The following is a 26,567-nucleotide window of genomic DNA, read 5'->3' as shown; positions in this document are numbered from 1 at the left end:
AGAGCTGCAGCAGTCGACCGGACGACTGGCCCCACGATCGCTGGCCGTTCGCAGCCCCGTCGCCCGAGCACGGTCAGACCACCGTCTAACCCCAGACACGCCAAAGCCCCCGCCCGAAATGTCCGGCGGGGGCTCAGCGCGTTCCAGCTACGGGCAGTGCGGCTGCTGGCGTTCACGGTCGGCCAGCCGATCCGCCTCATCCAGCAAAGCCCGCGCCGCCTCGTACTTCCCCTCCGAGGCGTACACCTCCGCGCGCTCCCGCAGAATGTCCGCCACCTCGTACAGGGCCACGCTCGCCGCGTAGGTAGCCGCGATGTCGTAGCGCTTCTCACCCACCCAGCCGATCAGCGGCGCGGACACGAGGGAGTCTCGAACCTGCTCGGTCACGTCATAGAGAACCGTCGGATCGCTCACGGATCAACTCTCCTTGCTCTTCTTGGGCCGAGCCGACCACTTAGCCGCCCCCCGCTCAATGTCCTGCACCGTACCCAGCGACACCCCAAGCTCCGCCGCAATCCGCCGATACGGCATCGGAGGAGTCTGCGCCCGGAGTTCCAGCACGATCTGCCGGCGGTACTCCGTGAACCGCTTGTTGCGCTCCGCCTGATCCTTCAGCAGGCGCCCGATGACACGCGCTCGCGCCAAAGGATCCGGCATGGCCTCTGCTGCATCGAGGGCATCGAACACGCGTTGCGCCTCCTCTTCGATCGGTTCCTCGGTCACGCCGTCCCTTTCTTGGCATGCCGCTTGCGCTGAGTGTATGGGCGCCCATACATTGGCGACAAGCAGTCCGCACTGCTGATGCACAACGGCCCCGGTCGGTGGTCAGACCGGCCGGGGCCAGCTATCCCACCTGCCTACCAGGAGGAACAGCCGTGAACCACCGTACCCACCCCACCCAGCAGGACGAAGCCCTGCGGCAGGCCCGCCTCGACAGCGTCGTCCGCGAGAGCCTCCGCCTCATCGCCGACACCCTCACCCACGTCCAGCCCAACCAGCTCATGGACGCCTCCCACCGCCTCCACCTCGCCTACACCGTTGCCAACGAGATCCACCGCGACACCCCCGGCGCTGCTGCCGAGTTGGAGCACAAGCTGCTGCTGCGCATGCCCTGGGTCGACGGCCGGGCCGTCACCCGCGGCGAGTACGCCCTCTGGCTCCACAAGACCTCATGGAGCGCCTGATGCCCGACACCACCGAGCAGGACCGCGTCGCCCAGCTCCAGCAGCAGGCCGCCGACGACTACGCCCGCGCCCAGGCCGCACGCGACTGGCAGACCAACCGCGACGACGCGAACATCCAGCAGGCAGGGAAGGCCGCCCGATGAGGATCTCCAAGCCCAGCGCGCCCCCCATCCTCTACGGCGCCTACGCCCTCGCCGGCCTCTCCCTCGCCTGGTCCGGCTACGCCATCACCGACCTCGTCAACAGCGGCATCTTCGGCCTCTCCGTCGCCCTTGCCGGTGACCTCGGCTGGATCACCGTCATGTGGGCCGAACACAAGCGGCTCGGAGGCTGGTACGCCACCGTCGCCGGATGGCTCATCGCCATCGGCGTCGGCTTCCTCCTCGTCCTCCACGGCATCGACGAAGGCGACCTCGGACAGGCCATCGCCGGCCCCCTCGTCGTCCTCGTCGGCAAGACCGTCGCCCAGTTCGCCCTCCTCGCCATGCGCGACCCGGCCGCCCTCACCCCGGAACAGGAGGCCGAGATCAACGACGTCATCCGGGACAGCGAGTACAAGGCCCGGATGCACGCCGCCCAGCTCGACGAGTTCGACCGTAAGGCCGAGGCAGCGATCGCACGCATCCGCGCCGAAGCCCGCGTCACCCTCGCCCGCGACGACGAGGACTTCCGGATCGGCATGGAACGCCTGGAGAAGCGAGCGGCGATCGAACGGAACAGCCGGATCGCGATCGCCCCGATCACAGCCGAACCTGTTCGCGAACAGGACCGCGAGCCGTACCGAACAACCGAACCGCCCCAAGCTTCGGAGCGCCCCGAACCCGCCATGAACAGCACGAACACCGATCGCGAACAGCCGAGCATCACCGAACTCGCCCGCGAACAAGTCGCGAACACCCCCGACAACGCAGTCGCCATCCGCGGCGTACTCGCCCTCCGCCCCGACGCCAACGAACAGTCCGTCGCCGCCACCGTTCGCCGTGTTCGCAAGCAGTTCGACGCCCGAGGAGGCTACCGATGATCTGGGCAACCATGGGCGGCATCACTGTCGGCCTCTACATCCTCGGCCGCTACCTAGTCCACTGGTGGCCCGGCGTGAACAAGCTCCGGACGAACTGGCTGAGCGCACTCGGGGGCCTGCTCCCCTTCATCAGCGGCTGGGCCTACGGAGCGCTCGCCATCCTGTCCGTCGGCGGGCTCATCGGCTGGTTCTTCGACGGCCTGCTGTTCCTCGCCAACTGGCTAGGAGACGTAGCACTCGTCCTCGGCGTCGACGGCAAGATGGGCGTCTCCTCCCGGGGAACGTTCCTCCCGCTCACCACCACCGGGTCAGGCCTGATGCTCATCCTGACCGGCATCGTCCTCGCCCTCATGAAGAAAGGCGTGGGCGGCAAAGAGCTGCGGCAGGGCATCCTGTGCGGCGCCTGCCTCGGCACTTCTGCCGGTGTCGCAGGGCTGGCGGCTGTCCCCCTTGCGCAGGCCGCCAACTGGGGCGGCGCAGAGGTCTATGGGGTGTTCCTGTGACCACGGCCCCCGAGGCCGTCGAGACGCCCGTGGAGGAGCCTCAGGGCGCCTCCCGGGCGGCCGGCGGATGCGTCCTCCTCGTCGCCCTCGCCCCGGCCGGAGCAGCCGTGTACGCGGTGCCGGAGCTCGGCTACACGATCGCCGGGGCCCTGGCCACGGTCGCAGTCGGCAAGGCCCGCAGCTGGGCCGCTGGGCGGCGCCGGGACGTCGACGAGGGCGAGGCCGACGAGGAGGAGCCGGTGGACATCGTGGCCGTCCTCCAGGACCTCGGTCACGGCGGGGAGCACGTTCGCCTCACCCAGCTCCAGGAGGCTGCCGGACTGCCCGACACGAAGACGGTCCGGGCCCTCCTCGAGGCTGCCGACATCCCCATCCGTACCGGGGTGCGCGCGGGCGGGAAGAACGGGCCCGGCGTCCACGCGGACGACATCCCCCGCGAGAAGGCCACCCCTTCCGAGCGTTGTTTGTGCAGGTCAGGCGCCAACGCCAACACCAACAACGCCAGCGGAGAGGACCCCGGGAAGGGGTTCCGTGTAGAGCACACCGGCCAGGCCGGGATCACCGTGTACGACCTGTCCGAGACCCACCAGCGCCGCCATGCGGCCAAGGCCTGAGGAGCCCGCCATGGCACTGCGCCAGCCCAAGCCCGCACCCGACGACCCGCGCCTCAAGGGCCACGAGACGACGTACAGCAGCAGCCGAGGCGGTTGGGTCAAGCCCGCCGACAAGCCCACCCCGGGCACACCGAAGAAGGGATGATGGGCGCATGGACGACCTGATCGCGTTCCTCCGCGCCCGCCTCGACGACGATGAACAGACCGCACTCAGCTGGCCCGAGGACAGCCGTCGCTGGCAGACGGTTGGCGGACGGAGGCTCTCGTACCGGAACGGCAGCTCCCAGACAGTGACTGCCATCGACATCTCCAACGCGTCATCGCTCTGGAACGAGCAGATCTACGTGAAGTACGACCTTGACGGGGCGGCTGAGCACATTGCCCGACAGGATCCCGCGCGGGTGCTGGCCGAGGTCGACGCCAAACGGCGCATGGTCGCCCTGCACGAACCCGTCACCCTCCACGCGGGAGGTGGCGCCGCGCACTTCGACACGACCCGGGTCTGCCGCTCCTGTGAACCGCCCAAGCAGTTCCCCGAGACCGCCTACCCCTGCGCCACGCTCCGCCTGATGGCCCTGCCGTACGCCGATCGACACCCCGACTACCGCGACGCGTGGCGGCCGTAGCCCCAACTGTCAGTGCCCGGCCGTACCGTAGGACCATCACATCCGTTGATTGCGGAAGCTGCCCGCCCTCGACGGAGGACCAAAGCCCCGCCCCCGGAACAGCGCACCGGGGAGCGGGGCTTTCCCATGCCCCAGGCCCGTGGCAGGATGCCCCGATCACCGTCAAGGGGGCCCATGAACTACTACGTTGAGAAGCGCGGCGCCAACCACGGCCTGCACCTCATTCTCACCCTGATCACCTGCGGCCTCTGGGCTGTTACCGGCTGGCCCATCGCCGCCATCATGGGCCGCAAGCGCACCGTTCGGGGGCCGGCGCAGCCGCAGTTCTACCCGCACTACCAGCAGCCGCAGCCCCAGCAGCCCGCGCCCGCACAGCCGCCGTCCGGCCCGCAGCCGCCCCCATATCTACCGCAGGGCTACGGACCGCCCCCACCCAACCCCTACCAGCAGCCGCCCGGACCTTACGGGCCGCCACCACGCCCATAACCACCCCACCTGACCCCACTCGGGTGCATACTCGAATCTGCAGGCGCGATAGCTCAGGCGGGCGACGCGCGAGACCCCAGCCACCCCCCCGGCTGGGGTCTTTCTGCATATGCTGGACGCAGACTGAAAGGGGCCCACTATGGCTACGCCACTTACGGCCGACCAACTCGTCAGAGCCCTCCGCGCCGAAGGCGTCACCGTCATCGAGGTCGCAGGCTGGCGAGACAACAACCGGAACCACAAGGGACCGTGGGGCCCCGTCCACGGCAGCATGCTCCACCACACCGTCACCCCCAAGACGATGTCCGCCGTCCCCATGTGCTTCAACGGCATCAGCGGCCTTCCCGGCCCGCTCTGCCACGGCGTCATCCGCCGCGACGGAACCGTCCACCTCGTCGGCAACGGCCGCGCCAACCACGCCGGCGGCGGAGACCCCGACGTCCTCGCCGCCGTCAAGGCCGAGTCCTACGCCACCCGGCCGCCCGCCCCGAACGAACACGACGGGTCCGCTGGCGCGGTCGACGGCAACCGGGCGTTCTACGGCTGGGAGTGCGAGAACGAGGGCGACGGCATCGACCCGTGGCCTGCCGTACAGGTCGAAGCCATGGTGCGCGTGTCTGCTGCCCTGGCGCGGGCGCACGGCTGGAACGAGAAGTCGATCATCGGGCACCTGGAATGGTCGGATTGGAAGAGCGATCCCAAGGGGCCTGACAACGTTGTCGCAATGCCTGGGCTGCGCCTCCGTATCGACGAACGCCTTCTGCACCCCGCGTCCTGGAGCCCCGGCACGGCCACCCCAAAGCCCCCCGCCCCGACACCGCCCGTGGAGGACGACATGGATCCCATCGACTTCTGGAACTACCGCAACGTCAAGGCCGACGAGGCCAGCGTCGCGGCCGGGAAGGGGCGCATACCCGACGCCTACGGCTACCTCACCCTCACCCACCAACTGCTCGTCCAACTCCGGGCCGAGGTGAAGACCCTCCAGGCCGACATCAACACCATCAAGCGACAGACCGGCCAGTGATCGCCTGCGCACCCTTAAAGGCCTCGTGAGTGAGCCCGATCGATGAGCCGACCCTCGGCGAACTCCTCCGCGACGTCCAATCCGACGTCCGCGCCATACGCGACGCCCAGAACTCATACCTCACCAAAGAGATCTACGACGCGAAACAGGAGGCCCTCGTGAGGCGCGTAGCGGCACTGGAAGAGTCTCGGCAGACATGGGTACGCCTCGTCGCGTCGGCGCTCGTCCTGCCACTTCTGGTGCTGCTGGCGGCGTACATCATGGGGGTGAAGCCGTGAGACGGGCAACGCGGAAGAACGCCATATGGGCGGCGTCCGTCTTCGCGCTCGCCCTCATCCTGGGCGCCGGCGTATCGGCTGTGTCGCAGGTGTCGGACCGGGTGGAGAACCTGGAATCCGACAGGTCTGCCCTGTCTCGGCAGGTGCGGGACTTGGGCGGGACACCAGTGGTCGGGCCGCGGGGTGAGGACGGTACCGACGGTGCGATCGGCCCCTCCGGACCGCCAGGCCCGACGGGAGCAGCGGGACTTGACGGCCTTGACGGCCTTGACGGCGCCGACGGTAGGCCCGGCAGTCCAGGAGCAACCGGGCCTACCGGACCTGCGGGCCAGGACGGCGAGGACGGCGCCCCAGGAGCCGACGGCATCAACGGCGCCGACGGTGCCGACGGGCAGGACGGCGCACCAGGACCCACCGGACCGGTCGGACCCACCGGCCCCGCAGGGGAAGCCGGGCCCTCCGGACCCCCCGGGCCGACCGGACCACCCGGCCCCGCAGGCCCCCAAGGCGAGCAGGGCCCACCCGCAGCCGCCTGCCCCACCGGCTACCTCGGCACCGACCTCGCCTGGAAGGACGCCACCTACTTCGTGTGCAGGAAGGAGACATCGTGACCGAGGAGCCGTACCCGTGGGTGCGCCGCGCCACCGAACGCGGCAAGGCCTACGACGCATTCCAGGCCTACCTGCGCCAAGGCCCCCGCCGCACCATCACCGCGGCCGCCGAAGCCGTGGGCATCAGCCGCGACTCCGCCCAGGAACTCTCCAGCCGCCACGACTGGGTAGCGCGAAGCATCGCCCATGACCAGTTCATCGCCTCGCGCGAGACAGACGGCCTTGCCGACCAGATGGCATCCGCTCGAGACGAAGACCTCGAGCTGGCCGGCCAGATGCGTGGGCACGCCGTCACTCTGCTCGAGGAGTACATGGCAGGTCGCGCCGTGCCCCCTTCGAACTACTCGCAGTTCATCCTCGCCATGATCCGCCTCGAAGAGCACGCCTTCCGCCTCAAGGACGACCCGAAGACCAGCGCTGCCCGCGACAAGGCCAAGGAGCTCCTTGCCCGATTCGACAGGGCCAACCGGTCATGATCACCGAGGCGGACCTTGCCAGTCTCTCCCCCGCTGAGCTCGAGGAGTTCAACGAGGGGCTGGAGAAGCGCATCCTCGACCTCGAGGCTGGCAGGGTCCCGTGGCTCTGTGACTTGCCCGACTGCAACGGCCTGCCTCACCCCGGCCGCAACGGGCGTCATGCTCGAGCTTCTCAGCGCGCCCCAGAAGACCAGGACATCGACGTCATCCTGTGGCTCGCAGGTCGCGGCTGGGGGAAGACCCGCACCGGTGCCGAGTACAGCATCAACAAGGCCCGCACCCAGGAACGTGGGGCGCTCATCGGCCCGACCGCTGCCGATACTCGAGACATCCTTGTCGAAGGCGAGTCCGGGATTATGGCGTGCGCGCCGGCGTCTTTCCGGCCGGAGTACCAGCCGTCCAAGCGGCGCCTTGTCTACCCCAACGGTGCGATCCAGGTCTGCTACTCCGCCGACGAGCCGGACCGGCTTCGCGGGCCGCAGCATCACTACGGCTGGTTCGACGAGCTGGCCGCCTGGCGGTACCTGCAGTACGCGTGGGACATGGCGCAGATGGGGATGCGCCTCGGTGACCATCCGCAGATTGCCATTACGACGACGCCTCGGCCGTTGCCGCTGATCAAGCAGCTGCTGAAGGAGGAGCGCACCTACGCCGTGCGCGGGTCGACGTACGACAACCTGCACAACCTGGCCGCCACGTTCCAGCGGGCCGTCATCGCCAAGTACGAGGGCACGACGTTGGGGAGGCAGGAGCTCGAGGCAGAAGTTCTCGAGGACCTGCCCGGTGCGCTCGTTGCTCGAGCGCTGATCGACCGGTGCCGGGTGACGCCGGACGAGGTACCGGAGCTGATCTCCATCGTCGTCGGCATGGACCCCGCCGGCACCGGCACCGGTGACGAGACCGGCCTCGTCGTCACTGGCTGGGGCGTGGACCAGCACCACTACGTCATGGCCGACGCCTCCTCGAAGCGCACCCCCGATCAGGCCGCGCGTGCCGCGTTCGCGCTCCGCGAGCAGTACGGCGCCGCCCACGTCATTGTCGAGGACAACAACGGCAAGGACTGGATCGGCGAGGTTCTCAAAAGGGTCTGGCGGGATATGCAGCCCGCGGGGGATACGACGCCGCCGCCGGTGCGCACCGTGTGGGCGTCGCAGGGCAAGAAGTTGAGGGCGCAGCCGGTGGCCATGCTGTACGAGCAGGGCCGTGTCCACCATGTCGGTTCGCTGCCCGAGCTGGAGGACCAGCTGACGACGTGGATTCCCGAAGAGGATCCGAAGTCGCCTGACCGGCTGGACGCGTTGGTTCACGCGATCACGCACCACATGAAGCGGGACCGCTCCCGTACCGAGTTGGTCAATCCGCACACCGCAGCACGACGCGCCGGGCGGATCCCCGGACAGCATCCGGCACTCAAAGCGCGCCGTAAGGCGGCATGATGGGATGGAAATGGAACCGTATCCGCTTCTGATGGTGGTGGTGATGGCGCTGGCTACCGCCCGCGTCACCCGACTTGTCACCCGCGACCGCATCCTCGATGCCCCGCGGCGCGCCGTCCTGCGCGCCCTCCCCGACGACAACCTCCTCGCCTACCTCGTCGTCTGCGACTGGTGCGTCAGCGTCTACACGGGCGCGGCCGCGGCTGCGGTCGGGGCGTGGGCCGGCTGGTGGTCGTGGGCGTGGGTGCCGGCGCTCCTGCTGGCGTTCAGCTATGTGACGGGCTGGCTGGCCTCCCGGGAAGGTGAGTAGCCGTGGCAATCTTCCGCCGTCGCACCAAGGACGGACCCCTTCTTCCCGAGGACGTCGACCCCAACGTCACCCAGCGCATCATCACCGCTGCGGCGATGCCGATGTCCGGGCCCGGCGTAAAAATCGCCGACCGGGCCCGCCGGTTCGCCGCCAACTCGGACTGGCAGAAGCAGGGCTGGTACTACTACGACGTCATTGGCGAACTCCGGGCCCCCCTCGTGTGGATCGCCAACGCCGTGTCACAGGCCGATCTGCACGCCACCGAGATCGACCCGGCCACCGGTCAGCCGACCGGCCCGTCGACGAACCCGATCGCCATGCAGGCTGCAGCCCAAGTCCTGGGCGGCGCCGCGAAGCGAGCCACGCTCCTCCGCGTCCTTGCCCTCTGCTGGCAGGTTCCCGGCGAGGCGTGGGTCGTTGTCCGCCCGCAGGGACGCAACCTGCCGGACGAGTGGATCGTCCTGCCCCCGTCGCAGGTCAAGTCCAAGGGCACCGGCGCCGCAGCCCAGTGGATGTACCGCGATCCGAAGATCGGCACCGACGTTCCCCTCGACGCCAAGTCGCGGCTCTTCCGCATCTGGGACCCGCACCCCGCCGACTTCATCCAGGCCGACTCCGCGATCCGCCCGGCCCTCCCGATCTGCCGCGAGATTGAGAAGTCCACGCAGACGATCGCCGGTCAGCTCGACTCCCGCCTCGCCACGGCCGGTGTCTGGCTCGTTTCAGACGACCTTGACCTGCCGAAGGGGGAGCATGAAACCACGGCAATGGCGTTCATGGATGAGCTGCTGTCCGTCGCTGAGACGGGTATCGGGCAGCCGGGAACTCCAGCTGCCGTAGTCCCGATCGCTTTCAATGCGCCGAGCGACATGATTGCGGCTGGAAGCGCGCTTGCGTTCGTCGACTCCTCCACCACCTTCGTGGGCGGCCTGGACGAGCTCCGCGACAAGGCCCTCGCCCGCCTCGCGGCCACCCTCGACATGCCCCGCGACGTGGCGGCCGGCACGCAGGGCGAGTCGAACCACTGGTCGGCGTGGCAGGTCGAAGAAAGCACGTACAAAATCTTCATCGAGCCCCTGTTGCGCGAGCTTGGGGACGCCCTCACCGAGCAGTGGTACCGGCCCGCGCTCGTCGCAATGGGCATGACCACCGATGAGGCGGACCGGTTCGAAATCGGCTGGGACACGACGAAGATCGTGGCCAGGCCTGACGATCGGGAGACGCTGGAGTCCCTGTACGACAAGGTCCTGATCTCCAACGAGTACATGCTGACGGAGAACGGGATCCCGCTGGACGCAATGCCGTCGGAGGAGGAGCGGGAGCAGCGGTGGCTGGAGAAGTGGGTGACGTCGTCGCCTGCGATCCTCAGCGAGGCGGGTGTGGCGGAGACGCTGGGCATGCCCGAACTGGCGGCGGCGCAGGCCTCAGCAGCCAAGGAGGAGGCGGAGGCGGAGCGGGAGCCGGAGGAGCAGCGGGCGCTGCCTGCCACGCAGGGTCAGGAGCCGGAGCCCGAGGGTGTACCGGACGGGCTGACGGCGGCGGCCGAGCTGCTCGTGTTCGACGCCCTGTCGCGCGCGGGCGGACGTCTGCTCACGCGGGAGAACCGGGGCCAGTTCACGAACACGCCTAAGCACGAACTGCACACGGTCGTCGCGGCCGCCGGACGAGATGACCTGTTGGACGGCTCGTTTCAGTTCATCGAGCCGGTGGCCGATGCATTCGGAGTCTCACCGGGGCTCTTCCGCATGCTGCTGGCCGAATACACCCGCGCGCTCCTGGACGAGGGTGCATTGCATGATCGGGCGCGTCTGCGGGCGCGGCTCCCCCTTGTGTTGACTGGCGTCCACAGGTGACAACGTTGCCGCCCGATGACGGGCTGCCGCAGCGCCTTCGCGCGGAGGCGTTCATCCGCGAGGGCGAGCAGCGGGTTGCCCGCACCTGGTTCCGGTCGCTGACCCGCTTCCTGGACCGCGTCCGGCCCGCCGTCGTACACGGGGACACCGTCGACCCGGCACGCGTGAGTGACCACCAGGGCTTCTGGACGGAGCAGGTGGATGTCGAGGTCATGCCGGTGGTCGACGGGATCCTGCGCCGGGCTGCACGTCGGGTACGGAACCAGGGCGTGCCGCAGGACGATGCGTGGGTGTCGGCGTACCTCAATGAGGCGGGGAACCGGCTCGTTCGCCTGCCGGACGAGGTGTACGGGCTGATCGTCGCGGAGTTGGAGCGTGGCATCCGCGAGCAGGAGTCCATCCCCGACATCGCGAAGCGGGTGCAGACTGTGCTGACGGCGACCGGGTCGGAGTACTGGCCGAACAGGGCGGTGACCGTGGCTCGGACGGAGACGCTGGCGGCTGTGAATGCCGGCGTGTTCCGGTCGGCCGAGTTGCTCGCGGAGCAGCAGGGGGATCCGGCACCGTTCAAGCAGTGGATTGCGACGGCGGACGTCAGGACGCGGCCGACGCATCGGGAGGCGGACAAGCAGCGGACGCTGCTGCGGGAGCCGTTCCGGGTGGGCGGCGCCTCGCTCCTCTTCCCTGGGGATCCGCGCGGACCGGCGAACGAGGTCATCAACTGCAGGTGCTCCCTGATCCCGGTGGTGCTGGGCGACGAGATCGACTGGACAGAAAGGCAAGACCCGTGAGCGGAGACTTTGACTTCAGCGTATGGCTTACCGACACCATGCGACTTGCCCAGGAACAGGCCATCGAACGCGCTCAAGCGGATGGAGCGTACGGACTGCGGCAGCTGGAGACCCGCGTTGAACCTGATGGCGCAGGTGGCATCACGATTCGCTACGAGTGGGAGATGGCGGTGCTGAGGGATGAGTAGAACTTGGAGTGCGGTGCTGGCCCGGTTGGGTGTGCCCACCGGTGACGGCCGCATCATCGACCCCGCAGGCGGCGCGAGCCGTGACCTGCCCCTCCCGCTCATGTGGCAGGAGCTATCTGACGACGGCCATGGCGGCTCCCGCGTAGTGGGTCGTATCGAGACGCTGCGGATCGCGGACGGCATGGTCACCGCCACCGGCCGCATGCTGGAGGACATCCCCTATTCGGTCACCGAGCAGCTGGAAGCGGGGGTGATCGGCCCGTCCGTCGACCTGGACGACATCGAGTACGTGATGGACGAGGCGGAGCGCCTGGTCATCACCCGCTGGCGGGTGTCAGGTGCCACTCTGGTGAGCATTCCGGCGTTTGCCGAGGTGTCCCTGACGTTGGACCCGCAGCCTGCGGAGCCACTGGAAGAGGACAACATCATGGTGGGCGCCATGTGGGCGTCGGCCGCCCCCGCACTTCCCCCGGCGGAATGGTTCCAGCGCCCTGACGTCGACCAGTTGACGCCGCTCGTTGTCACCGACACGGGCCGCGTCTTTGGGCACATCGCTGGTTGGTCGACCTGTCATGTCGGCCTGCCCGGCTGCGTTACCCCGCCGTCGTCGCCCACCGGCTACACGTACTTCCACGTCGCCGAACAGCGCACCGCAGACGGCGCCACGCTGCCCGTAGGCACCCTCGTAGCCGGACCTCGACACGCCGACGCACAGTTGGCGTTCCGCGCCGCACAGGAGCACTACGACGACCCGTCCGCCGCCGTCGCCCGCGTCGTCGCAGGCGAGGACGACCACGGCATCTGGGTGGCCGGCTGGCTGCTCCCGGGTGCGAGCGAGGAGGCGTTGGACGTGTTCCGGTCGTCGCCAGTGTCGGGTGACTGGCGGCGGGTGGGTGGTTCGCTGGAGCTGATCGGCGTGTGCAGCGTGAACACGCCGGGCTTCCCGGTTCCGCGTGCGCGGGTGCATTTCGCGGCGGGGCATCAGCGGGCGCTAATCGGCAGCTTCGGGGTTACGCCCCAGGCCGGAAGCTTCGCGGCGCCGCGAAACGTGCAGGTCACAAGCCTGGCATCCCAGCAGGGTGATCACTTTATGGGTGTCCATAAAGTGATCAAGGATGACACCGACATCGCCCGCGCGCGCCTGCGTTGGGCCCTGGCGAACACGGAGGACTGACATGGGCTGCGGATGCGGCGGCAAGAAGGCCGCCACCGACTACCAGGTGACCCTGCGGCACGACGGGTCCACCCAGACCATCACCAACGAGGACGGCGGCCTCGTCAAGGTGCGACAGGTCCTCGCCAAGTCCCCCCAGGGCGGCACGTACAAGGCCGTCCCCCGCACGAAGTAACACGCCGAACGCCGGGCGGCCCTTACAACCCGCCCGGCAAGCGGTACCCTGCACATAGCTTCGATGCTGGCGGTGGGCCGGTCGATGCAGACGAGACGTTGTCGTTCTGCCGATCGGAAGGAGACCCGCCATGGCAGACGAGCAGACCCCCGAGACCGAGCCGCAGACGCCGACCGGGTTCGACATCGCAGGTGCCACCGACGAGCAGCTCCTTGCCGAGTACGGAAACGTGCGTAAGGCCGGGCAGGAACTCTCCGCGAAGAGCGACGCCGACCCGGCAGCCCTGACCGAACTGTCCGTGCGGCTCCAGGAACTGTCGGCCGCCGTCCAGGAGCGGAAGACCCGAGCAGAGGCCACGCAGGCCGCCCGCGACGCCTTCTCCGCCGCGCCGGACCTCACCATCCCCACCCAGGTCATCCCCGAGACGAGCGCCCCCGTGACGCCGGACAACGATGTCACCCCTGCGGCGACCCCGGCCCCGGCGCCGGTTCCGTCCGTGTCCCAGATGGCCGCCCAGCCGCCCCCCACCCCCCTCTCGGCGAAGGCCACCCGCGACATCGTGCGCGCCGAGCTGTCGGCCACCGCCGCCGGCCTCCTCGGCATGAAGGCCGGCGACACATTCACTGGCGACAACAACGTCGGTATCGCGCTGATCAAGAACGCCCAGAGCTTCGGCATGAAGGGCGCGCCCGGCCAGTCCCAGGTCATCGCCCAGTACAAGCGCGACCGTGAGTTCGTCATCGACACCTCCGACGAGCGAGAGACCCGGCGCATCCTCAAGGCGGCACGCAACGAACGCCGCCTCGACGGAGGCAACCTGGCCACCGCCTACCAGCGTTCCGTCGAACAGAGCGGATCCCTTACCGCCGCTGCTGGCTGGTGTGCCCCGTCCCAGAACGACTACGACCTCTGCCGCAACTGGGGCGAGGGCGTCGGCCTCCTGGATCTCCCGACCGTCACGGTCACGCGAGGCGGCATCAATTACACCCAGGACCCGAACTTCCCGGAGATCTACGCGAACGCGGTTGCCGCAGGCGGCGGCTCGAACTTCCTCACGGAAGCGCAGGTCATTGCCGACACGGCGAAGACGTGCTCGGAGATCCCGTGCCCGGACTTCACCAACAGGCGCCTCGACGTCATGGCGCTCTGCATCAGGGTGTCGTTCCTCCAGGCCGCTGGCTACCCGGAGGTCGTGGAAGCGTGGGAGGACGGTCTCCGCGAGGCGCACTCGCAGGAGATGAACCGCATCATCCTGGCCGACCTGATCGCGACCGCTGGTGCCACCACCACATGGCTTGGAGGCGTCACGGCACCCGACTCCTTCACCACGGCGCTTCTCTCTGCCGTCCGTGGCGCGCGCATGGACATGATTTACCGGTGGAACCTGCCCGCCAACGCGACCGTCGAGGTTGCCCTGCCGCTGTGGGTTCTGGAGCAGATCCGGGCTGACCTCTCGCGCCGTACCCGGGAGAACATGCCGCTTCTGCAGGTGTCCGATGCGCAGATCGCGCAGCTCTTCACGGCGACCGGCATCCGGCCGCAGTTCGTCCGTGGCTGGCAGGACGGCCTCATCACGGGCGGTGCGCTGGCCCCGGCGTTCCCCGGCGGTGACGCTGCTGCCCCGTACCTCACGGCGCTCCCGGACGACGTCAGCTTCCTGATCTGGCCTGCCGGATCGGTCGCGGTCGCCCGGCAGGACGTGGTCACCCTGACCAACGTCTACGACGCCGCCTCCCTCGCGCAGAACGAGTTCACGGCGCTCTTCGCTGAGGAAGGGTTCGCGCCGATCTACCCGTGCCCCGGCATCCGTCAGTACACGGTCGGTGGTTGCGTCGGCGGCCTGGTCGGCGCCGCTTCGATTACCTGCGCAACCGTGTAGCCCCTTCCCTGATCTGGCGCCGCCGTCTCCTCGTCCCTGGCGGCGGTGCCACCCAGGACAGGAAGGAGGGACCTCATGGCAGTACTTCAGCCCAACCGAGAACTGATCGCATCGCCGCCTACGCAGCGCGTCCGCTACGGCCTGTTCACTGCGGCTTCGGTCGTACCGATGTCCGACCGCATGTTGGGCAACGGCCTGCAGTTCTACGCCGACCACTGCGGCGATCACACCGAGCTGTACAACCAGGAATGCGGCGTCGAATCACCGGTCAAGACACCGCACGAGGGCACCGAGCTTGTCGGCACGGACCCGTTCTGGCTCGAAACGCGTATCCGCTGCGGCACAGTGGGACGTACCGCCGAGGAGATCAAGACCGCATCCCAGGCGCGTCTCACAGCCTCTGAGCAGCGCCGTGTCGAAGACGTGCTGTGGAACGGCATCGCCGCTCAGCCAGACGTTCTCAACCTGGTCAACAACGTCGGCACAACCGTTGTCACTCCGCTGGCACCGGGCGCTGGAGCGGCAATCTCCGCTCTGGAAAACGCCTTCTACCAGATGACTGGATACGTGGGCACCATCCACGTCAACACGCAGGCTGAAGGCGCCCTGGAGTACGCGGGGTTCCTGAACCCGGAGGCAGGCGTCCTGCGCACGCGCAAGGGTTCTGCGGTCTCTCTGGGCGACGGATACGGCATCACCGGCCCTGCTGACGTTGCCCCGGCGGCCGGGTTTGTGTGGGCGTTCATGACGGCCTACACGACCGTGTGGCGCTCGACCGATGCCCAGATCCCGCAGCCTGACCCGCGCCGCGCCATGGACCGCACCCTCAACCAGTGGGACGTCGTCTCGGAGCACGTCTACGCCGCGGCCTGGGCGTGTCCCGAAGTAGTTGCCGTACAGGTTCCGATCGCCGCCCCGGCGACGGCCACAACCCCGGCGGTGCCGTGATGAGCCTGAAGGACTGGACGACCGTCGTGCCGGCGGCCGGTGACGTGAAGGAGACGGCGCGGGCCCTGCTCGCGCTCGCGGACAGTCCGGCAGACGTCCGAACCGACGGCAACGGCAGCGAGTTCCTCGTTCCCCCGGAGCTGGCGGATCGCTACAACGAGAGCCTGCGCCCGAAGCCGCGGCGCCGCGCGAAGAAGGATGAGGAGGACGAGTAATGGCTGTTGAGTGCGCCTCGATGTCGCGCGGCAAGATGCTGCGCATCACGAAGCTGAACGAGTGTGGCGCGGTGGTGACCGGCGCCGGGTCGTCGCTGGTCGCGAAGGCGTTCGTGTCCGCGACGTTCACCCCGAACTACCAGGAAGTGCAGGAGATCTCCGTTCCGGACGCGAACGGGGACATCTGCATCGAGGACCGGTCGCCGGTGGCTCTGCGCTGGGTCGACATGTCCGTGGTGATCTGCACCCTGGACCCGACGATGATCAACCTGATCACGGGTGACCCCCTCGTCCTCGACGACGCGGCCACCCCGAACACGGTCGGCTTCCGCCTGGACGCCGACCTCACCGGTTCCGCGAGCTTCGGCCTGGAGTTCTGGTCCGGGATCTCCGGCCAGGCCTGCGACCCGTCCGGGTTCACGAAGTACGGATACTGGCTGTTCCCGTGGGTGAAGGACGCCCAGTGGGGCGAGTGGGTCATCCAGAACGACGCCCTCACCATCACCCTCACGGCCCGCGCCGTGTATGGCGGTGACTGGGGTGTCGGTCCTTACGATATCCGTCGTGACGCGGTCACCCCCGCCACCCTCGAACCGCTGCTGACCCCCATCGGGGCAACGCAGCCGATGCACTACGAGGTCACTTCGGCGCCGCTCCCGACGCCGGCGTGTGGCGCGGTCACGCTGCCCGCTCCGTAACCGAGCCGGGGTCCTGGCCGACGGCTCCCGGCCAGGACCCCTATCACCCGAGGGACACCCATGGCTGTACCTGTACCGGGCCCATGCGAGTGGCCCATCGACACCACCTGCTGCCCTGACTGGGACGGCTACTCGGCCGAGGTGAAGGCGCGGGCGACTACATTCGCCACGTCCATCCTCGACAGCCTCACCGGCCACCAGTTCGCGCAGTGCCCGGTGAACTATCGGCCCTGCGGACCGAAGTGCGCCGGGGGCGGCGGGTACGTGACGTGGCCTGTCGGCACGCCGGGCGTGGCCGGTGGCGGCGGCCCGTGGATGATCCCGTACGTCGACGCCGGGGTGTGGCGGAACTGCGGCTGCACGGGCGGCTGTAGCTGCGCGGCCCGCTGCGAAGTTCCGTTCCCGACATCCGTGGCTTCCGTCACTTCAGTCACTGTCGACGGCCTGACCATCGACCCCACCGCCTACCGCCTCGACTCGTGGCGCGGCCGGCCGATGCTCGTCCGTATCGACGGGGACTGCTGGCCGACCTGCCAGGACATGAACGTTGAACCGGACGAGGTCGGATCGTTCGTGATCACGTACTCTCCGGGGCGTCCTCTGCCGGTGGCGGGGCAGATCGCGGCGGGCGAGTACGCGTGCGAGATCGCGAAGGCCTGTGTGGGGGCTGACTGTGCGCTGCCGCAGCAGCTGGCGTCGCTGTCCCGTAACGGCGTCGACCTCCAGGTCGTCGACCCCACGATCGTGGACGAGGCGGCCCTGACCGGGCTCGCTAACGTCGACCTGTGGATCCGGTCGGTAAACCCCGCGCGGCGCGCCCAGCGGTCGCGGGTCGCCTCCGTCGACACCTATCGGGGGCGGGTCTCGTGACGAAGGCGATGGAGCTCGCGCAGATCCTCCTCGGCTGCCTGGAAGCCCAGTTGCAGGCGCCGCATCCGTGGCCGGTGGCCTCGGACCGGGTGATGCTGCGGGCAGGCGAGCAGGTCATCCCGCTGCTCTCGAAGGCGACGGACGAATGCTGTGCCGGCCTCGGGTATGTGCGGATCGCGGGCGTGGACGGCATCCGCGACACCACCGACCGCATGGCCTCCAGCGGCTGCTTCATGGCGGAGCGGCTCCTCACGCTGGAGCTCGGTGTCTACCGCTGCGTCCCCACCCCGGACGCCGACCAGATCATCACCGCCGACCAGTGGACCGAGGCCGCTCTGAAACTGGACGCCGACTGGCAGGCCATGGAAGCCGCGATCTGCTGCGCCTTCAACGACCCCACCGACCAACTGCGGATCGGCCCCGTAGCGGTCGGCCTGTACGAACCGATCGGCCCTGATGCGAACTGCATCGGCGGCCGGACCACCGTGAGCATCGTGATGGAGGCGTGCTGCTGATGGCCAGGAAGACGACACCGACGAAGGCCCGCCTGCGGGTTCGGACCAGCTTCGACGGGTTCCGCCGCGGCGAGGAGATCGACTCCACCCTCGACGGCCCGGTGGCCGCGTGGGTCGAACTGGGGCTGATGGAGGTGATCGAGGGTGGCGAGGATCCGGCTGGACCGAGCAGCGCTGAACCGGACGTTCCGGGCGACGAGCCGGAATGAGGGCGAGATCGCGGCCCGGCAAGTCGTGGCGCGGGCGAAAGTGCTGGCCCCCGTGGACACGGGGCGCCTTCGGGCGTCGATCCGGGTGGAACGCCGGTCGATCCTCGGGCTGAGGCAGCGCTGGACGGTCGGCTCGGATGTCGAGTACGCGCCGTGGGTCAACGACGGCACTCGGCCCCACATCATCCGGCCCCGCCGCGGAAAGGCCCTCAAGTTCAAGATGGGTGGCCGGACCGTGTATGCCGCCGTCGTCCACCACCCCGGCACCAGGGCACGCCCGTTCCTCGACCGGGCCCTTGCCGATGTCGCCCGGTCACGTGGCTACAGCATCACCCAGCGATAGGCTTGCACTATGGACGAGACGAAGACGATCGAAGAAGCCACTTACAAGGTGGTCATCGCCGGAACTGAGTACGAGTTCGCCAAGCCCGATCCCCAGCTAGTCGAGCGCATGATCCTCGTCCGGCACATGAACGCTGACGGGTTCGTGGTCCTCGAGGCCTGCACCAAGTGGCTGTCTGTCGCTGCCGGGAAGGAAACGTGGGCCGTCATCATGCGTCGGTTCATGAACGGCGAGATCACCGCCCAGGACCTCCTGACATCCATGAACGACCTCCTCACCGCATGGACTGACACGGAGGACCCCACTGCCAATGCGGCGTGACCTGTCCCCTCTCGCGCGAGGCCCGGTGCCGATACAGATCGGCGGCCAGACCTTCAATCTGGCATGGCGTCCCGCAGCCGAGTGGACAGGTGTGGAGACAGGGTTCGACGTGATCGCGCTCCTGTCGGAGGAGGACCGATCGGCCATCGGACGCATGGTCCTCGATGGCACCGTGAACACTGACAACGTTGTCTCTGCCGCTCACCAGGCGCTGGAGCTCGTCACCGGGCGCCGCTGGTGGGAGGGGTGGAAGCTCCTCGCCATGTCCGTCCAACCCGACGCGCTGGGGCACCTCACTCTGGCCGGCGTCGACCCGTGGCAGCGCTCTGCCTACGAGTGGTGCGCCGCCACGTACGCGCTTTTCACGAGGAACGCAGACGAGAAGGACCGCCTCAGGTTCGACTTCCAGCTGTCCATTCCCCCGCGGGGATACGAGGACGAATGGGGCACCGAGGACGGCGACGATCCTGAGGCCGTGGAAAAGGCCCTGACCGCATGGATTGGGGCGTAGTGGCTGCGAACCAAGCTGAAGTCGACCTCGTAGTCAGCGCGGCTGGGGCGCTTCCTGACCTCGAGCGGCAGCTGTCCCAGATCGTGCGGACGGCGGAGGACCGCGCCCCCGAGGTCGACGTTCAGGCCTCCCTGGCAGTCCAGAACAGCATTGCCGTCATGTCGACGCAGCTCGATCAGGTGCTCCGGCAGGTGGACGCCAGCGACCCCAGCATCGATGTCGAGGCGGCGCTCGATGCTCAGGCGTCGCTGCGGGGCCTGCGTCAGGACCTGGACGAGCTGACCCGCCGTGCGACATCCGGCGCCACGGACATCATCGAGCTTGAGGCCGCGCTCGACTTTCCCCGCTCTCTGGCCGAGGTTACGGCCGCGATCAATGACCTGGTGACCGATGTCGAGGCGATCGCGCCGGAGATTGAAGTCGAGGTCGAAGTCGACACCGACGAGGTGCCACGTGCGGAACGGGCACTGCGGGCCTTGGGGCGGACATCGCTCACCACCGCCAAGGGGGTGGGGACGCTCACGCAGGGCGTGGCGGGCCTGAGCCTGGCTGTGGGGGGCGGCGCGACCACAGTCGCCACCCTGGTGACCGCTCTCCAGCAGGTTGCCCCTGCGGCCGCCGTGGGCACGTCGGCCATGCTTACGCAGAAGCTGGCGGCCGGCACGCTCAAGTTGGCGATGATCGGCGTCGAGGACGCGATCAAGGATGCGTTCGATCCGGAGCTGAGCCCGGACGAGTTCCACAAGTCGCTGAAGAACCTGGCGCCCGAGGCACGCCTGTTCGTGGATGCTCTGCACACGATTCGTCGTGAGCTGAAGGCCGTCCAGCAGGGCGTGCAGAACAGGGTGTTCAAGGACTTCGATGGGATCGTCGCCAACTTGGCGAAGAACCTCGGACCGACCCTGACGCGGTCTCTGAACAGGGCAGCCGACTCCCTGAACGCGATGGGCCGCAATGCTGCCACAGCGGCTCTCCAGCTCCAGGAGCAGGGTGTCCTGGGTAAGGCTCTGGCTGGGGCGAACAGCGCGCTGGAGCGGCTGGAGGCGACGCCGGCCCGGGTGGTGCGGAGCTTCGGGTTCCTGGCGGCTGCGTCTAGTCCGGCGTTGAACCGGATCGCGACTGCGGTCGACGATGTGTCGCTGAGGATCCAGGAGAAGCTGCAGAGGGCCTTCGAGTCGGGGGCGCTAGAGCAGTCGATCGACCAGGCCGTTTCCCTGATTGCCGAGCTCGGCACGGTCCTCGGAAACTTCGGGGCCGGCGTGCAGAACATCTTCGCCGGGCTGACGCAAAACGGCGGCGGCCTCTTCGAGATCCTGGGGAAGGTGTCCGAGGCGTTCGAGCGGCTGACGGCATCCCAGGAGTTCCAGACCATCCTGAACGAACTGGCGCTGACGGCCGGGGTACTGGTCGACAACATCCTGCCGTTGATCCAGGAGGCGTTTGTTCAGCTTGCTCCGGTGATCGAGGAGCTGGCCCCGGTGGTCCGGGACTTCGTGACCGCGATCGGCCCCGAGCTGATCCCTGTCATTCAGGAGCTCGGACCCATCCTCGTTGACATCGCCCTAATTCTCAGGGAGCAGCTGCCGCTCGCCATCAACTTGGCCAGTGCGGTCCTGGAAGCGCTGGTTATCGTGCTGCAGGGCGTCGGCTGGGCAATGGACTTGCTGCGCCAGGCGGCCGGGAAGCTTGCCGACTTCATGGAGTCGGATTACGGCAGGGCCTTGGGTGCTTCAAGCGCCTTTACTTTGCTGAGCGGCGAGAAGATCAAACAGTCCTTTAGCGACTGGACGTCGTCGGCCTACAACAGCATCACCCAGTTCCTGGGAAACCTTATCGATTTCAACAGCAAGGCTCGGGCCACTCTGGTAGGCGGATTCCAGAGCATGTACACGGACCTGATGAACAACCTGCAGGGGTTCCTGAGCAGCTTCGGGCAGGCCTTCAGCGGGCTTCCCAGCCGCCTGTATCAGATCGGCCTGGAGATCATGTCTGGTCTGGCCAGCGGCCTCACGGCGGGCATCGGCCGGGTCATCGGCATCGCCCAAGGCATCGCCGACTCCGTCGTCAGCACCATCAAGGGGGCCTTGGACATCCAGTCACCCTCCCGCGTCATGAAGAAAATCGGACAGGACACGGTCGCTGGCTACGTACAAGGCATCAACGCCAAACTTCCGGACCTCGAAGCCACCATGGAAAAGCTCAGTCACGCAACGAAGAAAAGCGTTAAGCCTAGGGACTTCAGCGCCACGTTCGGCAGGATTGACCGCGCCCTTAGCCCTCTCCTCATGGCCACGCGAGAATCCAAAAACAACCCTGTGGTGAACGTCTATCTGGGGAACGAGCTGCTCTACCAGGTGATCAACACTCAGGTGCGGACTGCCATGAACCGCCGCGACCGCACGCTTTCCCAGGGGGTTCGCATCTGATGGCCACGTTCCTGACGGTGCCTGTCACCATTTTCCCTCCCTCCCTGGTCCAGGTCGCCTACGTGGAACGAGCCACGTCAGCCACAGGCCCTTGGCTGCGCATCGGCCAGGTCCAGCTGACCGATAGCGCCGGCTACTTCTACGACAACACGGCACCCCTCGACGTGGCCGTCTGGTACCGCTTCATCTACATGCCGTTCGACGAGGAGCTCATCTCCGACACCATGGTTGGACCGCTCACCCTGGCCGGGGCTGGGACGGTGATCCTCTCCGACCCGAACCGGCCCTGGGCCGACATCGAGTTCACCTTCTGCGCTACCGCCGAAGCACTCACAGCTGCCGCCTGCACGCCGGGCGGAGCCGAGTTCATCTGGACACGCTTCGAGCCCGAGACCCGTCGCATGGACGCCGGCCTGTTCGACCGCCTCAACGCGGAGACCCCGGCCGACGTGTACGCCCGACGGAAGAACTTCGATGCCGGCGCCCGATTCCTCACCAAGACTCTGGCTGCGGCCGAGCAGGTCTACGAGCTGTTCACCGTTGGCGGCCCGCTGTTCCTGCGGGCGCCGGCCGCTTACGGGATCTCGGACGTCTACATGCAGCCGCGGGACCTGGCCAAGGCCCACCTGTCCGAGACGATCGACCAGCGGCATCCGCACCGGGTCTGGGCCTTCGAGTACACGGTCGTGGATCCGGTTTTCGCTGTTCAGCAGGGGACGGACTGCGCCAACTGGTGCGCCGTAGCCGACACGTTCCCGACGTTTGCTGCTCTGACCGCTACCGGAGACACCTGGGCCGACGTGGCCACGGGCGTCACGGTCTGCCCGTAAGGAGGGCCGTGCTCACCTCATCCGCTACGTACCGGCAGATGCTGCCGTCGCCCCACAAGCGGGCGTACCGCATCGACGTGACCGACATTGACGGCGTGGTCCGTGCGTCCGACCTGCGGCCGCTGGGCGGCTCCGTGACGGCTTCGCTCACGCAGCGAGTGACCAGGCAGGCAGATTTTGCCTTGGAGGACGTCTGGTACCCGCGGACGTCGGACGACGCACTGTCGCCCGAGTTCGCTGTCGTCCACATCAGTGCTGGCGTCGAATACGGCGACGGATCGGCGGAGCTCTTCCCGATCTTCACTGGTCGCGTCGATACCCCGACCCGCCAGCCGGATGGCACCGTCGAATTCACCTGCTACGACCTGGCCCAGGACGTCATCGGCTATCCGTTCGAGCAGCCACGCACCACCGTCGAAACCACGACGTTGGACGAGATCCGGGGCCTGATCCGGGAGGCTCTGCCGCAGGCCACGTTCGGTACGGACACCGTCCTTGATGCCCCGACGCCCCGGCTCACGTGGGACGAGGACCGGGGCGAGGCGCTCGACTCCCTCGCCCAGTCGTTGGGCGGCCGCTGGTATGCCCTCGGCAACGGTGACTTCGTTGTCCGGGACGCCTCGTACACGGGCGGCACCATCGTGGCCGAGTACACGGATGGTCCCCGCGGTGTTGTCTCGGCCGCTGCCGCGTCTCGGTCCCGATCCGGCGCCTTCAACAGCGTCGTCGTCGTCTCCGAGCGCACGGACGGCACCGACCCGGTCCGCGTGCCAGCCCGGGTGAACGACCCGTCGAACCCGCTCTACTTCGGTGGGAAGTACGGGCGCGTCTCGCAGACCATCAACGTGCAGACGCCCCTGTCGTCGACGAACGCCCAGATCCTGGCGCAGGCACAACTGAGCGCCTCGGCAGCACTGCGCGAGCAGTGGAACGTCGACATGATCCCCGACATGACGCTTGAGCCCGGGGACATGGCCCTTTTCGGATACCGCGGCCACACGGCTGTGCAGGTGGTTGACCAGATCGTGTACCCGCTCGACAACAAGGGGCTGATGCAGGTGACGGGACGGTCGGGGGTGGAGCCGCAGTGAAGGCGACCGAAACGTACGGGTTTCCGTACCCGGAGTGTGATCCGCCGCTGGTCAAGGATGCGTCTCAGGTGGCGCAGGTCCGACAGCTGGCCGAAGCGTTCGACGAGGAGGTGCAGCGGATCGTCGACGCGGCGGACGACACCATCATCCATCCGCCGGCCGCCCGCCTGAACCTCAGCGTGCTGCCGGTGGCGACGACGGACAGTCAGGCCACGCCGTTCTTTGACGTGCTGGTCTTTGAGTCGAACTGGCCGTCTGCCCTGGACTTGGCGGCGGGGGGCCTGCGGGTGGAACTGCCGGGCTGGTACCTGGTCGGCTGCCACGCGCTGGTGTCCTCGGCAACGGCTGCTGTGCTGCCGATGGTGCGGCTCACGGTGAACGGGGCTGCAGCGTCCTCGTGGTCGGCAGTGGGCGGTAACTACGGCGTCGGCAACGGCCGGCTGGCGCCCTTGTCGGGGGTGCCGCTGAACGTAAACGAGGGCGACATCATCCGCATGGAGATCAAGCATTTGGCCACCGGGTCCCCGACGTGGGACTACCGGCCGCACCTGTGGGCCGTGAGGCTGGTGAGCGACTCGTGACCAACCTGGCCTCCACTCTGGTGGCAGCGAAGGACGGCCCGTACGCGCAGATGCGCACCGGCACCGTCGTGGCTTTTACGACGAACGAGGCCACTGTGTCCGTCGGCGGTTCGACGTTCACCGCCTCATACCTGAAGGGCACCGTCCTCACTGCGGGGGCGCTGGTCGCCTGCCTTCAGCAGGGCGGTTCGTGGCTCGTTCTGGGCGTCCTGGCTGGCGTCGGTCCGAACTTGCTGGCCGACGCCAACCCGAGCTTCGAGACGTCCGGCCCCGGCAGCTTCCCGGCACTCTGGTTCCAGGCGAACCTGTCCGGAACGTCTGTGATCGTTGTCGAGACGGACTCTGCGGCTCCTGGCGGTACGCAGGTGGCCGCGGTCTCCGGCATTGCTGTGGGCACGCAGTCGTACCTGTACTCGCAGCCGATCCAGGTCACCTCGGGCCAGCAGTTCACGGTGTCGGCGTATGCGGGCGGCGACTACCAGCCCGCTGACCCGCTCACCGCTGATGCGGCGTTGGTGGCGCTGTGGTTCGCCAACGAGACGAACTTGTACCCGACGACCAGCGCGGTCGACACGGTGATCGCCACCTCGAACGACCTGGTCCAGGCGCCTCCGTATTCCACGCTTGGTGGCACGGTCACCGCCTCGGTGACGGGGTTCATGCGGATTGCCCTGAGGTCGACTACCGAGGGCTCGCAGCAGGTCCAGTGGGACTCAGTGATCGTGAGGAGCGTCTGATGCTGACCACACCCAACCGCGGCTATAGCTACCCCGAGTACACGGACCCGGCGAACTTCCCCACCCAGATTCAGGGTCTGGCCACGGACGTCGACCTTGACGTCACCAACAACCTGGAAAACCCTCTGGAGGCGGCACTGGACCAGCCTTCAGCACGGGTTTTCCGGGACGTCGGCACCCAGTTGATCCCGGCTGGCGTGAACACGACATTGATCTACTCTGCCATCCCGACCTACGACAACAACCTCTTCTTCGACTTCGCAATCAGCTCGTCGAATGTGGTGGTGCGGACGCCGGGCGTGTACCTGATGACGGGGTCCGTGAACCTGGCTGCGTCGGGTGCTGCGGGTGGCGCGGCGGCACTCATCATGGCGTCGACCGGCGGCGTAATCGCCAACCCTGTGGGCGTCTCGAGGAATTTGGACGACAACCAGGCAACCAGCCTGAGCTGCACGACCCTCCACAACGTAGGCGTCTCGCCCGAAACGATCACCATGTTCGTCCGCCACAACCACGGCGCCAGCCTCAATGCCTCGTTCGCCCAGCTCTCACTGACGAGGATCAGCTGATGCCCGCGACCACCCCAAACCAGTTCTACCCGTACTCCATTCCGGGCGACCCGGCCGACGTGCCGGGGGCGATGCAGGCCCTGGCTGAGGCCGTGGACAGCAGCCTGTCCGCCTACGAGCAGCTCGCCCGGCCCAGGGCCATGGCCCAGTTCCTCGGCACCGTGAACAACGTCATCCCCGGCACGGCGCTGAGGGGCACGTTCACGTGGCAGCTGACGGACTTCAACACGGTCGCGAACGCGATGACTGACAACGTGCCGGCCGTGGAGCCGTTCACGGATGCCGCCACGACCGCGCTGAAGGTGCAGCATGACGGGTTCTGGTTCATCTTCGCGACCGTCCAGGCCCGCAGCGTGCCGGCCAGCGCCGGCATCGACGAGCTCGGTGTGGAGATCTTGAAGAACAACTCCACTGTGACGAACTGCCGGTCCGGCACGCACGACGTCACGCTGACTGCCGAGCCCACATTCACCATCGACGCGTCAGTAGGCCTGCCCCTGGTAGCGGGGGACACGATCGCCTTTCGTGGCCTCGTCCGGCGCAGCGCTGGCCTCTCTCCGGTCACCTTCGGCCGGAGATCCATCACCCTCCTAAGGATGACCCTGTCATGAAGACCTACCTGACCGACCTCGCCTACCAGGTGGCTGGCGCTTTCACCGTGACCCTGACCGGTCTGGCTATTGCTGCGGAGCCGTTCGACGTGCTGGCCTTCGACTGGGGCACGGCGCTCACTGCCTCCGGCTCCGCTGCCACTCTGGCGCTCCTGCACGGTGTCGCGGCCCGTTTCCAGGGCGACCCGCACCGTGCCCGGTTCACTGCTCCGAAGCAGTGACGAACGAGCCGAGGCCGGGCTCGGTGTAGATCAGGCCCTGCTCGCGTAGCGACCGGTGCACCTTCTGCCCGGTCGCTGCTGCGATGCCGAACTCTGCCTGCAGCTGGAGTACGGACGGGACCCGCGACCGGGGCGGGTACGTGCCGTCCTCGATCCGCTGCCGCAGTACTTCAGCCACCTGGCGCCATCGGGGCTGGTCAGGGGCAAACTCGATCATTCCGTCACGCTGACACGCCGTA

39 protein-coding genes are annotated in these 26,567 nt (G+C 67.8%); 36 read left to right on the top strand and 3 right to left on the bottom strand.

What is annotated here, in order from left to right:
- Window positions 1–147 precede the first annotated feature (147 nt).
- Window positions 148–414, bottom strand: coding sequence for a hypothetical protein (locus tag ACFWUY_RS34860; RefSeq protein WP_384119317.1), 267 nt, complete (start codon window positions 412–414; stop codon window positions 148–150).
- A gap of 3 nt (window positions 415–417) precedes the next feature.
- Window positions 418–723, bottom strand: a complete 306-nt coding sequence (locus ACFWUY_RS34855) for a hypothetical protein (protein ID WP_384119315.1) — start codon at window positions 721–723, stop codon at window positions 418–420.
- 152 nt (window positions 724–875) lie between these two features.
- On the opposite strand from ACFWUY_RS34855, the gene ACFWUY_RS34850 reads away from it, so the two are divergent.
- From ACFWUY_RS34850 to ACFWUY_RS34675, 36 genes are all read left to right on the top strand, one after another.
- Window positions 876–1,184, top strand: a complete 309-nt coding sequence (locus ACFWUY_RS34850) for a hypothetical protein (protein WP_384119313.1) — start codon at window positions 876–878, stop codon at window positions 1,182–1,184.
- Window positions 1,184–1,327 (top strand): hypothetical protein, encoded by a 144-nt coding sequence (locus ACFWUY_RS34845; RefSeq protein WP_384119311.1) that lies wholly within the window; start codon window positions 1,184–1,186, stop codon window positions 1,325–1,327. The genes ACFWUY_RS34850 and ACFWUY_RS34845 overlap by 1 nt, the downstream gene beginning before the upstream one ends.
- A complete protein-coding gene (locus tag ACFWUY_RS34840) occupies window positions 1,324–2,205 on the top strand; it encodes a hypothetical protein (RefSeq protein ID WP_384119310.1) in 882 nt (293 codons plus the stop codon). Before ACFWUY_RS34845 ends, ACFWUY_RS34840 begins: the two co-directional genes overlap by 4 nt.
- Complete coding sequence (locus ACFWUY_RS34835) at window positions 2,202–2,708, top strand: hypothetical protein (RefSeq protein WP_384119308.1); 507 nt, start codon at window positions 2,202–2,204, stop codon at window positions 2,706–2,708. Before ACFWUY_RS34840 ends, ACFWUY_RS34835 begins: the two co-directional genes overlap by 4 nt.
- On the top strand, window positions 2,705–3,322 hold the full coding sequence (locus tag ACFWUY_RS34830) for a hypothetical protein (RefSeq protein ID WP_384119306.1): 618 nt from the start codon (window positions 2,705–2,707) through the stop codon (window positions 3,320–3,322). Before ACFWUY_RS34835 ends, ACFWUY_RS34830 begins: the two co-directional genes overlap by 4 nt.
- Before the next feature lie 10 nt (window positions 3,323–3,332).
- Entirely contained in the window at window positions 3,333–3,467 is a 135-nt protein-coding gene (locus tag ACFWUY_RS34825) for a hypothetical protein (protein ID WP_384119304.1), read from the top strand.
- 7 nt (window positions 3,468–3,474) lie between these two features.
- Window positions 3,475–3,948: a DUF6221 family protein gene (locus tag ACFWUY_RS34820; RefSeq protein ID WP_384119302.1), complete on the top strand. Its 474-nt coding sequence runs from the start codon at window positions 3,475–3,477 to the stop codon at window positions 3,946–3,948.
- 174 nt (window positions 3,949–4,122) lie between these two features.
- Window positions 4,123–4,434 (top strand): hypothetical protein, encoded by a 312-nt coding sequence (locus ACFWUY_RS34815; RefSeq protein WP_384119300.1) that lies wholly within the window; start codon window positions 4,123–4,125, stop codon window positions 4,432–4,434.
- Between the two features lie 139 nt (window positions 4,435–4,573).
- Window positions 4,574–5,461 (top strand): N-acetylmuramoyl-L-alanine amidase, encoded by an 888-nt coding sequence (locus ACFWUY_RS34810; protein WP_384119298.1) that lies wholly within the window; start codon window positions 4,574–4,576, stop codon window positions 5,459–5,461.
- Window positions 5,462–5,490: 29 nt separating this feature from the next.
- Entirely contained in the window at window positions 5,491–5,739 is a 249-nt protein-coding gene (locus ACFWUY_RS34805; protein WP_384119297.1) for a hypothetical protein, read from the top strand.
- 607 nt (window positions 5,740–6,346) lie between these two features.
- Complete coding sequence (locus tag ACFWUY_RS34800; protein WP_384119295.1) at window positions 6,347–6,826, top strand: hypothetical protein; 480 nt, start codon at window positions 6,347–6,349, stop codon at window positions 6,824–6,826.
- Window positions 6,823–8,262 (top strand): terminase large subunit domain-containing protein, encoded by a 1,440-nt coding sequence (locus tag ACFWUY_RS34795; protein WP_384119293.1) that lies wholly within the window; start codon window positions 6,823–6,825, stop codon window positions 8,260–8,262. Before ACFWUY_RS34800 ends, ACFWUY_RS34795 begins: the two co-directional genes overlap by 4 nt.
- Window positions 8,263–8,266: 4 nt before the next feature.
- Entirely contained in the window at window positions 8,267–8,572 is a 306-nt protein-coding gene (locus ACFWUY_RS34790; RefSeq protein WP_384119291.1) for a hypothetical protein, read from the top strand.
- Between the two features lie 2 nt (window positions 8,573–8,574).
- A complete protein-coding gene (locus tag ACFWUY_RS34785; protein WP_384119289.1) occupies window positions 8,575–10,425 on the top strand; it encodes a hypothetical protein in 1,851 nt (616 codons plus the stop codon).
- Window positions 10,426–10,589: 164 nt separating this feature from the next.
- The gene (locus ACFWUY_RS34780; RefSeq protein ID WP_384119287.1) at window positions 10,590–11,216 is read left to right on the top strand and encodes a phage minor head protein; all 627 of its coding nucleotides are present in this window, start codon (window positions 10,590–10,592) and stop codon (window positions 11,214–11,216) included.
- Window positions 11,213–11,404, top strand: coding sequence for a hypothetical protein (locus tag ACFWUY_RS34775; RefSeq protein ID WP_384119285.1), 192 nt, complete (start codon window positions 11,213–11,215; stop codon window positions 11,402–11,404). The genes ACFWUY_RS34780 and ACFWUY_RS34775 overlap by 4 nt, the downstream gene beginning before the upstream one ends.
- Entirely contained in the window at window positions 11,397–12,578 is a 1,182-nt protein-coding gene (locus tag ACFWUY_RS34770) for a hypothetical protein (protein ID WP_384119284.1), read from the top strand. The genes ACFWUY_RS34775 and ACFWUY_RS34770 overlap by 8 nt, the downstream gene beginning before the upstream one ends.
- A gap of 1 nt (window position 12,579) precedes the next feature.
- Window positions 12,580–12,753 carry a hypothetical protein gene (locus ACFWUY_RS34765; protein WP_384119282.1) on the top strand — a complete coding sequence of 58 codons (174 nt, stop codon included), beginning with the start codon at window positions 12,580–12,582 and terminating at the stop codon, window positions 12,751–12,753.
- A gap of 130 nt (window positions 12,754–12,883) precedes the next feature.
- Window positions 12,884–14,632 carry a major capsid protein gene (locus ACFWUY_RS34760; protein ID WP_384119280.1) on the top strand — a complete coding sequence of 583 codons (1,749 nt, stop codon included), beginning with the start codon at window positions 12,884–12,886 and terminating at the stop codon, window positions 14,630–14,632.
- Window positions 14,633–14,707: 75 nt separating this feature from the next.
- Window positions 14,708–15,580 carry a hypothetical protein gene (locus tag ACFWUY_RS34755; protein ID WP_384119279.1) on the top strand — a complete coding sequence of 291 codons (873 nt, stop codon included), beginning with the start codon at window positions 14,708–14,710 and terminating at the stop codon, window positions 15,578–15,580.
- The gene (locus tag ACFWUY_RS34750) at window positions 15,580–15,795 is read left to right on the top strand and encodes a hypothetical protein (protein WP_384119277.1); all 216 of its coding nucleotides are present in this window, start codon (window positions 15,580–15,582) and stop codon (window positions 15,793–15,795) included. Before ACFWUY_RS34755 ends, ACFWUY_RS34750 begins: the two co-directional genes overlap by 1 nt.
- Window positions 15,795–16,493: a hypothetical protein gene (locus tag ACFWUY_RS34745; RefSeq protein ID WP_384119275.1), complete on the top strand. Its 699-nt coding sequence runs from the start codon at window positions 15,795–15,797 to the stop codon at window positions 16,491–16,493. Before ACFWUY_RS34750 ends, ACFWUY_RS34745 begins: the two co-directional genes overlap by 1 nt.
- Before the next feature lie 60 nt (window positions 16,494–16,553).
- Window positions 16,554–17,363: a hypothetical protein gene (locus ACFWUY_RS34740; RefSeq protein ID WP_384119273.1), complete on the top strand. Its 810-nt coding sequence runs from the start codon at window positions 16,554–16,556 to the stop codon at window positions 17,361–17,363.
- A complete protein-coding gene (locus ACFWUY_RS34735; protein WP_384119271.1) occupies window positions 17,360–17,878 on the top strand; it encodes a hypothetical protein in 519 nt (172 codons plus the stop codon). Before ACFWUY_RS34740 ends, ACFWUY_RS34735 begins: the two co-directional genes overlap by 4 nt.
- The gene (locus ACFWUY_RS34730) at window positions 17,869–18,087 is read left to right on the top strand and encodes a hypothetical protein (protein WP_384119269.1); all 219 of its coding nucleotides are present in this window, start codon (window positions 17,869–17,871) and stop codon (window positions 18,085–18,087) included. The genes ACFWUY_RS34735 and ACFWUY_RS34730 overlap by 10 nt, the downstream gene beginning before the upstream one ends.
- Entirely contained in the window at window positions 18,023–18,430 is a 408-nt protein-coding gene (locus ACFWUY_RS34725; protein ID WP_384119268.1) for an HK97 gp10 family phage protein, read from the top strand. The genes ACFWUY_RS34730 and ACFWUY_RS34725 overlap by 65 nt, the downstream gene beginning before the upstream one ends.
- 9 nt (window positions 18,431–18,439) lie before the next feature.
- Window positions 18,440–18,751, top strand: coding sequence for a hypothetical protein (locus tag ACFWUY_RS34720; protein WP_384119266.1), 312 nt, complete (start codon window positions 18,440–18,442; stop codon window positions 18,749–18,751).
- Window positions 18,752–18,776: 25 nt separating this feature from the next.
- Window positions 18,777–19,262, top strand: coding sequence for a hypothetical protein (locus tag ACFWUY_RS34715; protein WP_384119264.1), 486 nt, complete (start codon window positions 18,777–18,779; stop codon window positions 19,260–19,262).
- Complete coding sequence (locus ACFWUY_RS34710) at window positions 19,262–21,688, top strand: hypothetical protein (protein WP_384119262.1); 2,427 nt, start codon at window positions 19,262–19,264, stop codon at window positions 21,686–21,688. The genes ACFWUY_RS34715 and ACFWUY_RS34710 overlap by 1 nt, the downstream gene beginning before the upstream one ends.
- Window positions 21,689–21,705: 17 nt before the next feature.
- On the top strand, window positions 21,706–22,518 hold the full coding sequence (locus tag ACFWUY_RS34705; protein ID WP_384119259.1) for a hypothetical protein: 813 nt from the start codon (window positions 21,706–21,708) through the stop codon (window positions 22,516–22,518).
- A gap of 8 nt (window positions 22,519–22,526) precedes the next feature.
- Window positions 22,527–23,609, top strand: coding sequence for a DUF5047 domain-containing protein (locus ACFWUY_RS34700; RefSeq protein ID WP_384119258.1), 1,083 nt, complete (start codon window positions 22,527–22,529; stop codon window positions 23,607–23,609).
- Complete coding sequence (locus ACFWUY_RS34695; RefSeq protein WP_384119256.1) at window positions 23,606–24,190, top strand: hypothetical protein; 585 nt, start codon at window positions 23,606–23,608, stop codon at window positions 24,188–24,190. Before ACFWUY_RS34700 ends, ACFWUY_RS34695 begins: the two co-directional genes overlap by 4 nt.
- Window positions 24,187–24,927, top strand: coding sequence for a hypothetical protein (locus ACFWUY_RS34690; RefSeq protein WP_384119254.1), 741 nt, complete (start codon window positions 24,187–24,189; stop codon window positions 24,925–24,927). Before ACFWUY_RS34695 ends, ACFWUY_RS34690 begins: the two co-directional genes overlap by 4 nt.
- On the top strand, window positions 24,927–25,496 hold the full coding sequence (locus tag ACFWUY_RS34685) for a hypothetical protein (RefSeq protein WP_384119252.1): 570 nt from the start codon (window positions 24,927–24,929) through the stop codon (window positions 25,494–25,496). Before ACFWUY_RS34690 ends, ACFWUY_RS34685 begins: the two co-directional genes overlap by 1 nt.
- Window positions 25,496–26,107 carry a hypothetical protein gene (locus tag ACFWUY_RS34680; RefSeq protein WP_384119250.1) on the top strand — a complete coding sequence of 204 codons (612 nt, stop codon included), beginning with the start codon at window positions 25,496–25,498 and terminating at the stop codon, window positions 26,105–26,107. Before ACFWUY_RS34685 ends, ACFWUY_RS34680 begins: the two co-directional genes overlap by 1 nt.
- Entirely contained in the window at window positions 26,104–26,328 is a 225-nt protein-coding gene (locus ACFWUY_RS34675; protein WP_384119247.1) for a hypothetical protein, read from the top strand. Before ACFWUY_RS34680 ends, ACFWUY_RS34675 begins: the two co-directional genes overlap by 4 nt.
- Here the strand turns inward: ACFWUY_RS34675 and ACFWUY_RS34670 are convergent.
- Entirely contained in the window at window positions 26,309–26,506 is a 198-nt protein-coding gene (locus ACFWUY_RS34670) for a GntR family transcriptional regulator (protein ID WP_384119245.1), read from the bottom strand. The genes ACFWUY_RS34675 and ACFWUY_RS34670 overlap by 20 nt on opposite strands.
- Window positions 26,507–26,567 lie beyond the last annotated feature (61 nt).

It is taken from the genome of Streptomyces sp. NPDC058664, from assembly GCF_042716635.1.
GTDB lineage: Bacteria > Actinomycetota > Actinomycetes > Streptomycetales > Streptomycetaceae > Streptomyces.
Note: the sequence above shows the minus strand (reverse complement) of the source record. Positions and strands in the feature narration are given on the sequence as shown.

Excerpts from the sequence above, each read along its gene's own strand:
- ACFWUY_RS34845 (WP_384119311.1), top strand. The coding sequence starts at position 1,184 with ATGCCCGACACCACCGAGCAGGACCGCGTCGCCCAGCTCCAGCAGCAG.
- ACFWUY_RS34840 (WP_384119310.1), top strand. The coding sequence starts at position 1,324 with ATGAGGATCTCCAAGCCCAGCGCGCCCCCCATCCTCTACGGCGCCTAC.
- ACFWUY_RS34835 (WP_384119308.1), top strand. The coding sequence starts at position 2,202 with ATGATCTGGGCAACCATGGGCGGCATCACTGTCGGCCTCTACATCCTC.
- ACFWUY_RS34825 (WP_384119304.1), top strand. The coding sequence starts at position 3,333 with ATGGCACTGCGCCAGCCCAAGCCCGCACCCGACGACCCGCGCCTCAAG.
- ACFWUY_RS34820 (WP_384119302.1), top strand. The coding sequence starts at position 3,475 with ATGGACGACCTGATCGCGTTCCTCCGCGCCCGCCTCGACGACGATGAA.
- ACFWUY_RS34815 (WP_384119300.1), top strand. The coding sequence starts at position 4,123 with ATGAACTACTACGTTGAGAAGCGCGGCGCCAACCACGGCCTGCACCTC.
- ACFWUY_RS34810 (WP_384119298.1), top strand. The coding sequence starts at position 4,574 with ATGGCTACGCCACTTACGGCCGACCAACTCGTCAGAGCCCTCCGCGCC.
- ACFWUY_RS34795 (WP_384119293.1), top strand. The coding sequence starts at position 6,823 with ATGATCACCGAGGCGGACCTTGCCAGTCTCTCCCCCGCTGAGCTCGAG.
- ACFWUY_RS34790 (WP_384119291.1), top strand. The coding sequence starts at position 8,267 with ATGGAAATGGAACCGTATCCGCTTCTGATGGTGGTGGTGATGGCGCTG.
- ACFWUY_RS34770 (WP_384119284.1), top strand. The coding sequence starts at position 11,397 with ATGAGTAGAACTTGGAGTGCGGTGCTGGCCCGGTTGGGTGTGCCCACC.
- ACFWUY_RS34765 (WP_384119282.1), top strand. The coding sequence starts at position 12,580 with ATGGGCTGCGGATGCGGCGGCAAGAAGGCCGCCACCGACTACCAGGTG.
- ACFWUY_RS34760 (WP_384119280.1), top strand. The coding sequence starts at position 12,884 with ATGGCAGACGAGCAGACCCCCGAGACCGAGCCGCAGACGCCGACCGGG.
- ACFWUY_RS34755 (WP_384119279.1), top strand. The coding sequence starts at position 14,708 with ATGGCAGTACTTCAGCCCAACCGAGAACTGATCGCATCGCCGCCTACG.
- ACFWUY_RS34750 (WP_384119277.1), top strand. The coding sequence starts at position 15,580 with ATGAGCCTGAAGGACTGGACGACCGTCGTGCCGGCGGCCGGTGACGTG.
- ACFWUY_RS34745 (WP_384119275.1), top strand. The coding sequence starts at position 15,795 with ATGGCTGTTGAGTGCGCCTCGATGTCGCGCGGCAAGATGCTGCGCATC.
- ACFWUY_RS34740 (WP_384119273.1), top strand. The coding sequence starts at position 16,554 with ATGGCTGTACCTGTACCGGGCCCATGCGAGTGGCCCATCGACACCACC.
- ACFWUY_RS34720 (WP_384119266.1), top strand. The coding sequence starts at position 18,440 with ATGGACGAGACGAAGACGATCGAAGAAGCCACTTACAAGGTGGTCATC.
- ACFWUY_RS34685 (WP_384119252.1), top strand. The coding sequence starts at position 24,927 with ATGCTGACCACACCCAACCGCGGCTATAGCTACCCCGAGTACACGGAC.
- ACFWUY_RS34680 (WP_384119250.1), top strand. The coding sequence starts at position 25,496 with ATGCCCGCGACCACCCCAAACCAGTTCTACCCGTACTCCATTCCGGGC.
- ACFWUY_RS34675 (WP_384119247.1), top strand. The coding sequence starts at position 26,104 with ATGAAGACCTACCTGACCGACCTCGCCTACCAGGTGGCTGGCGCTTTC.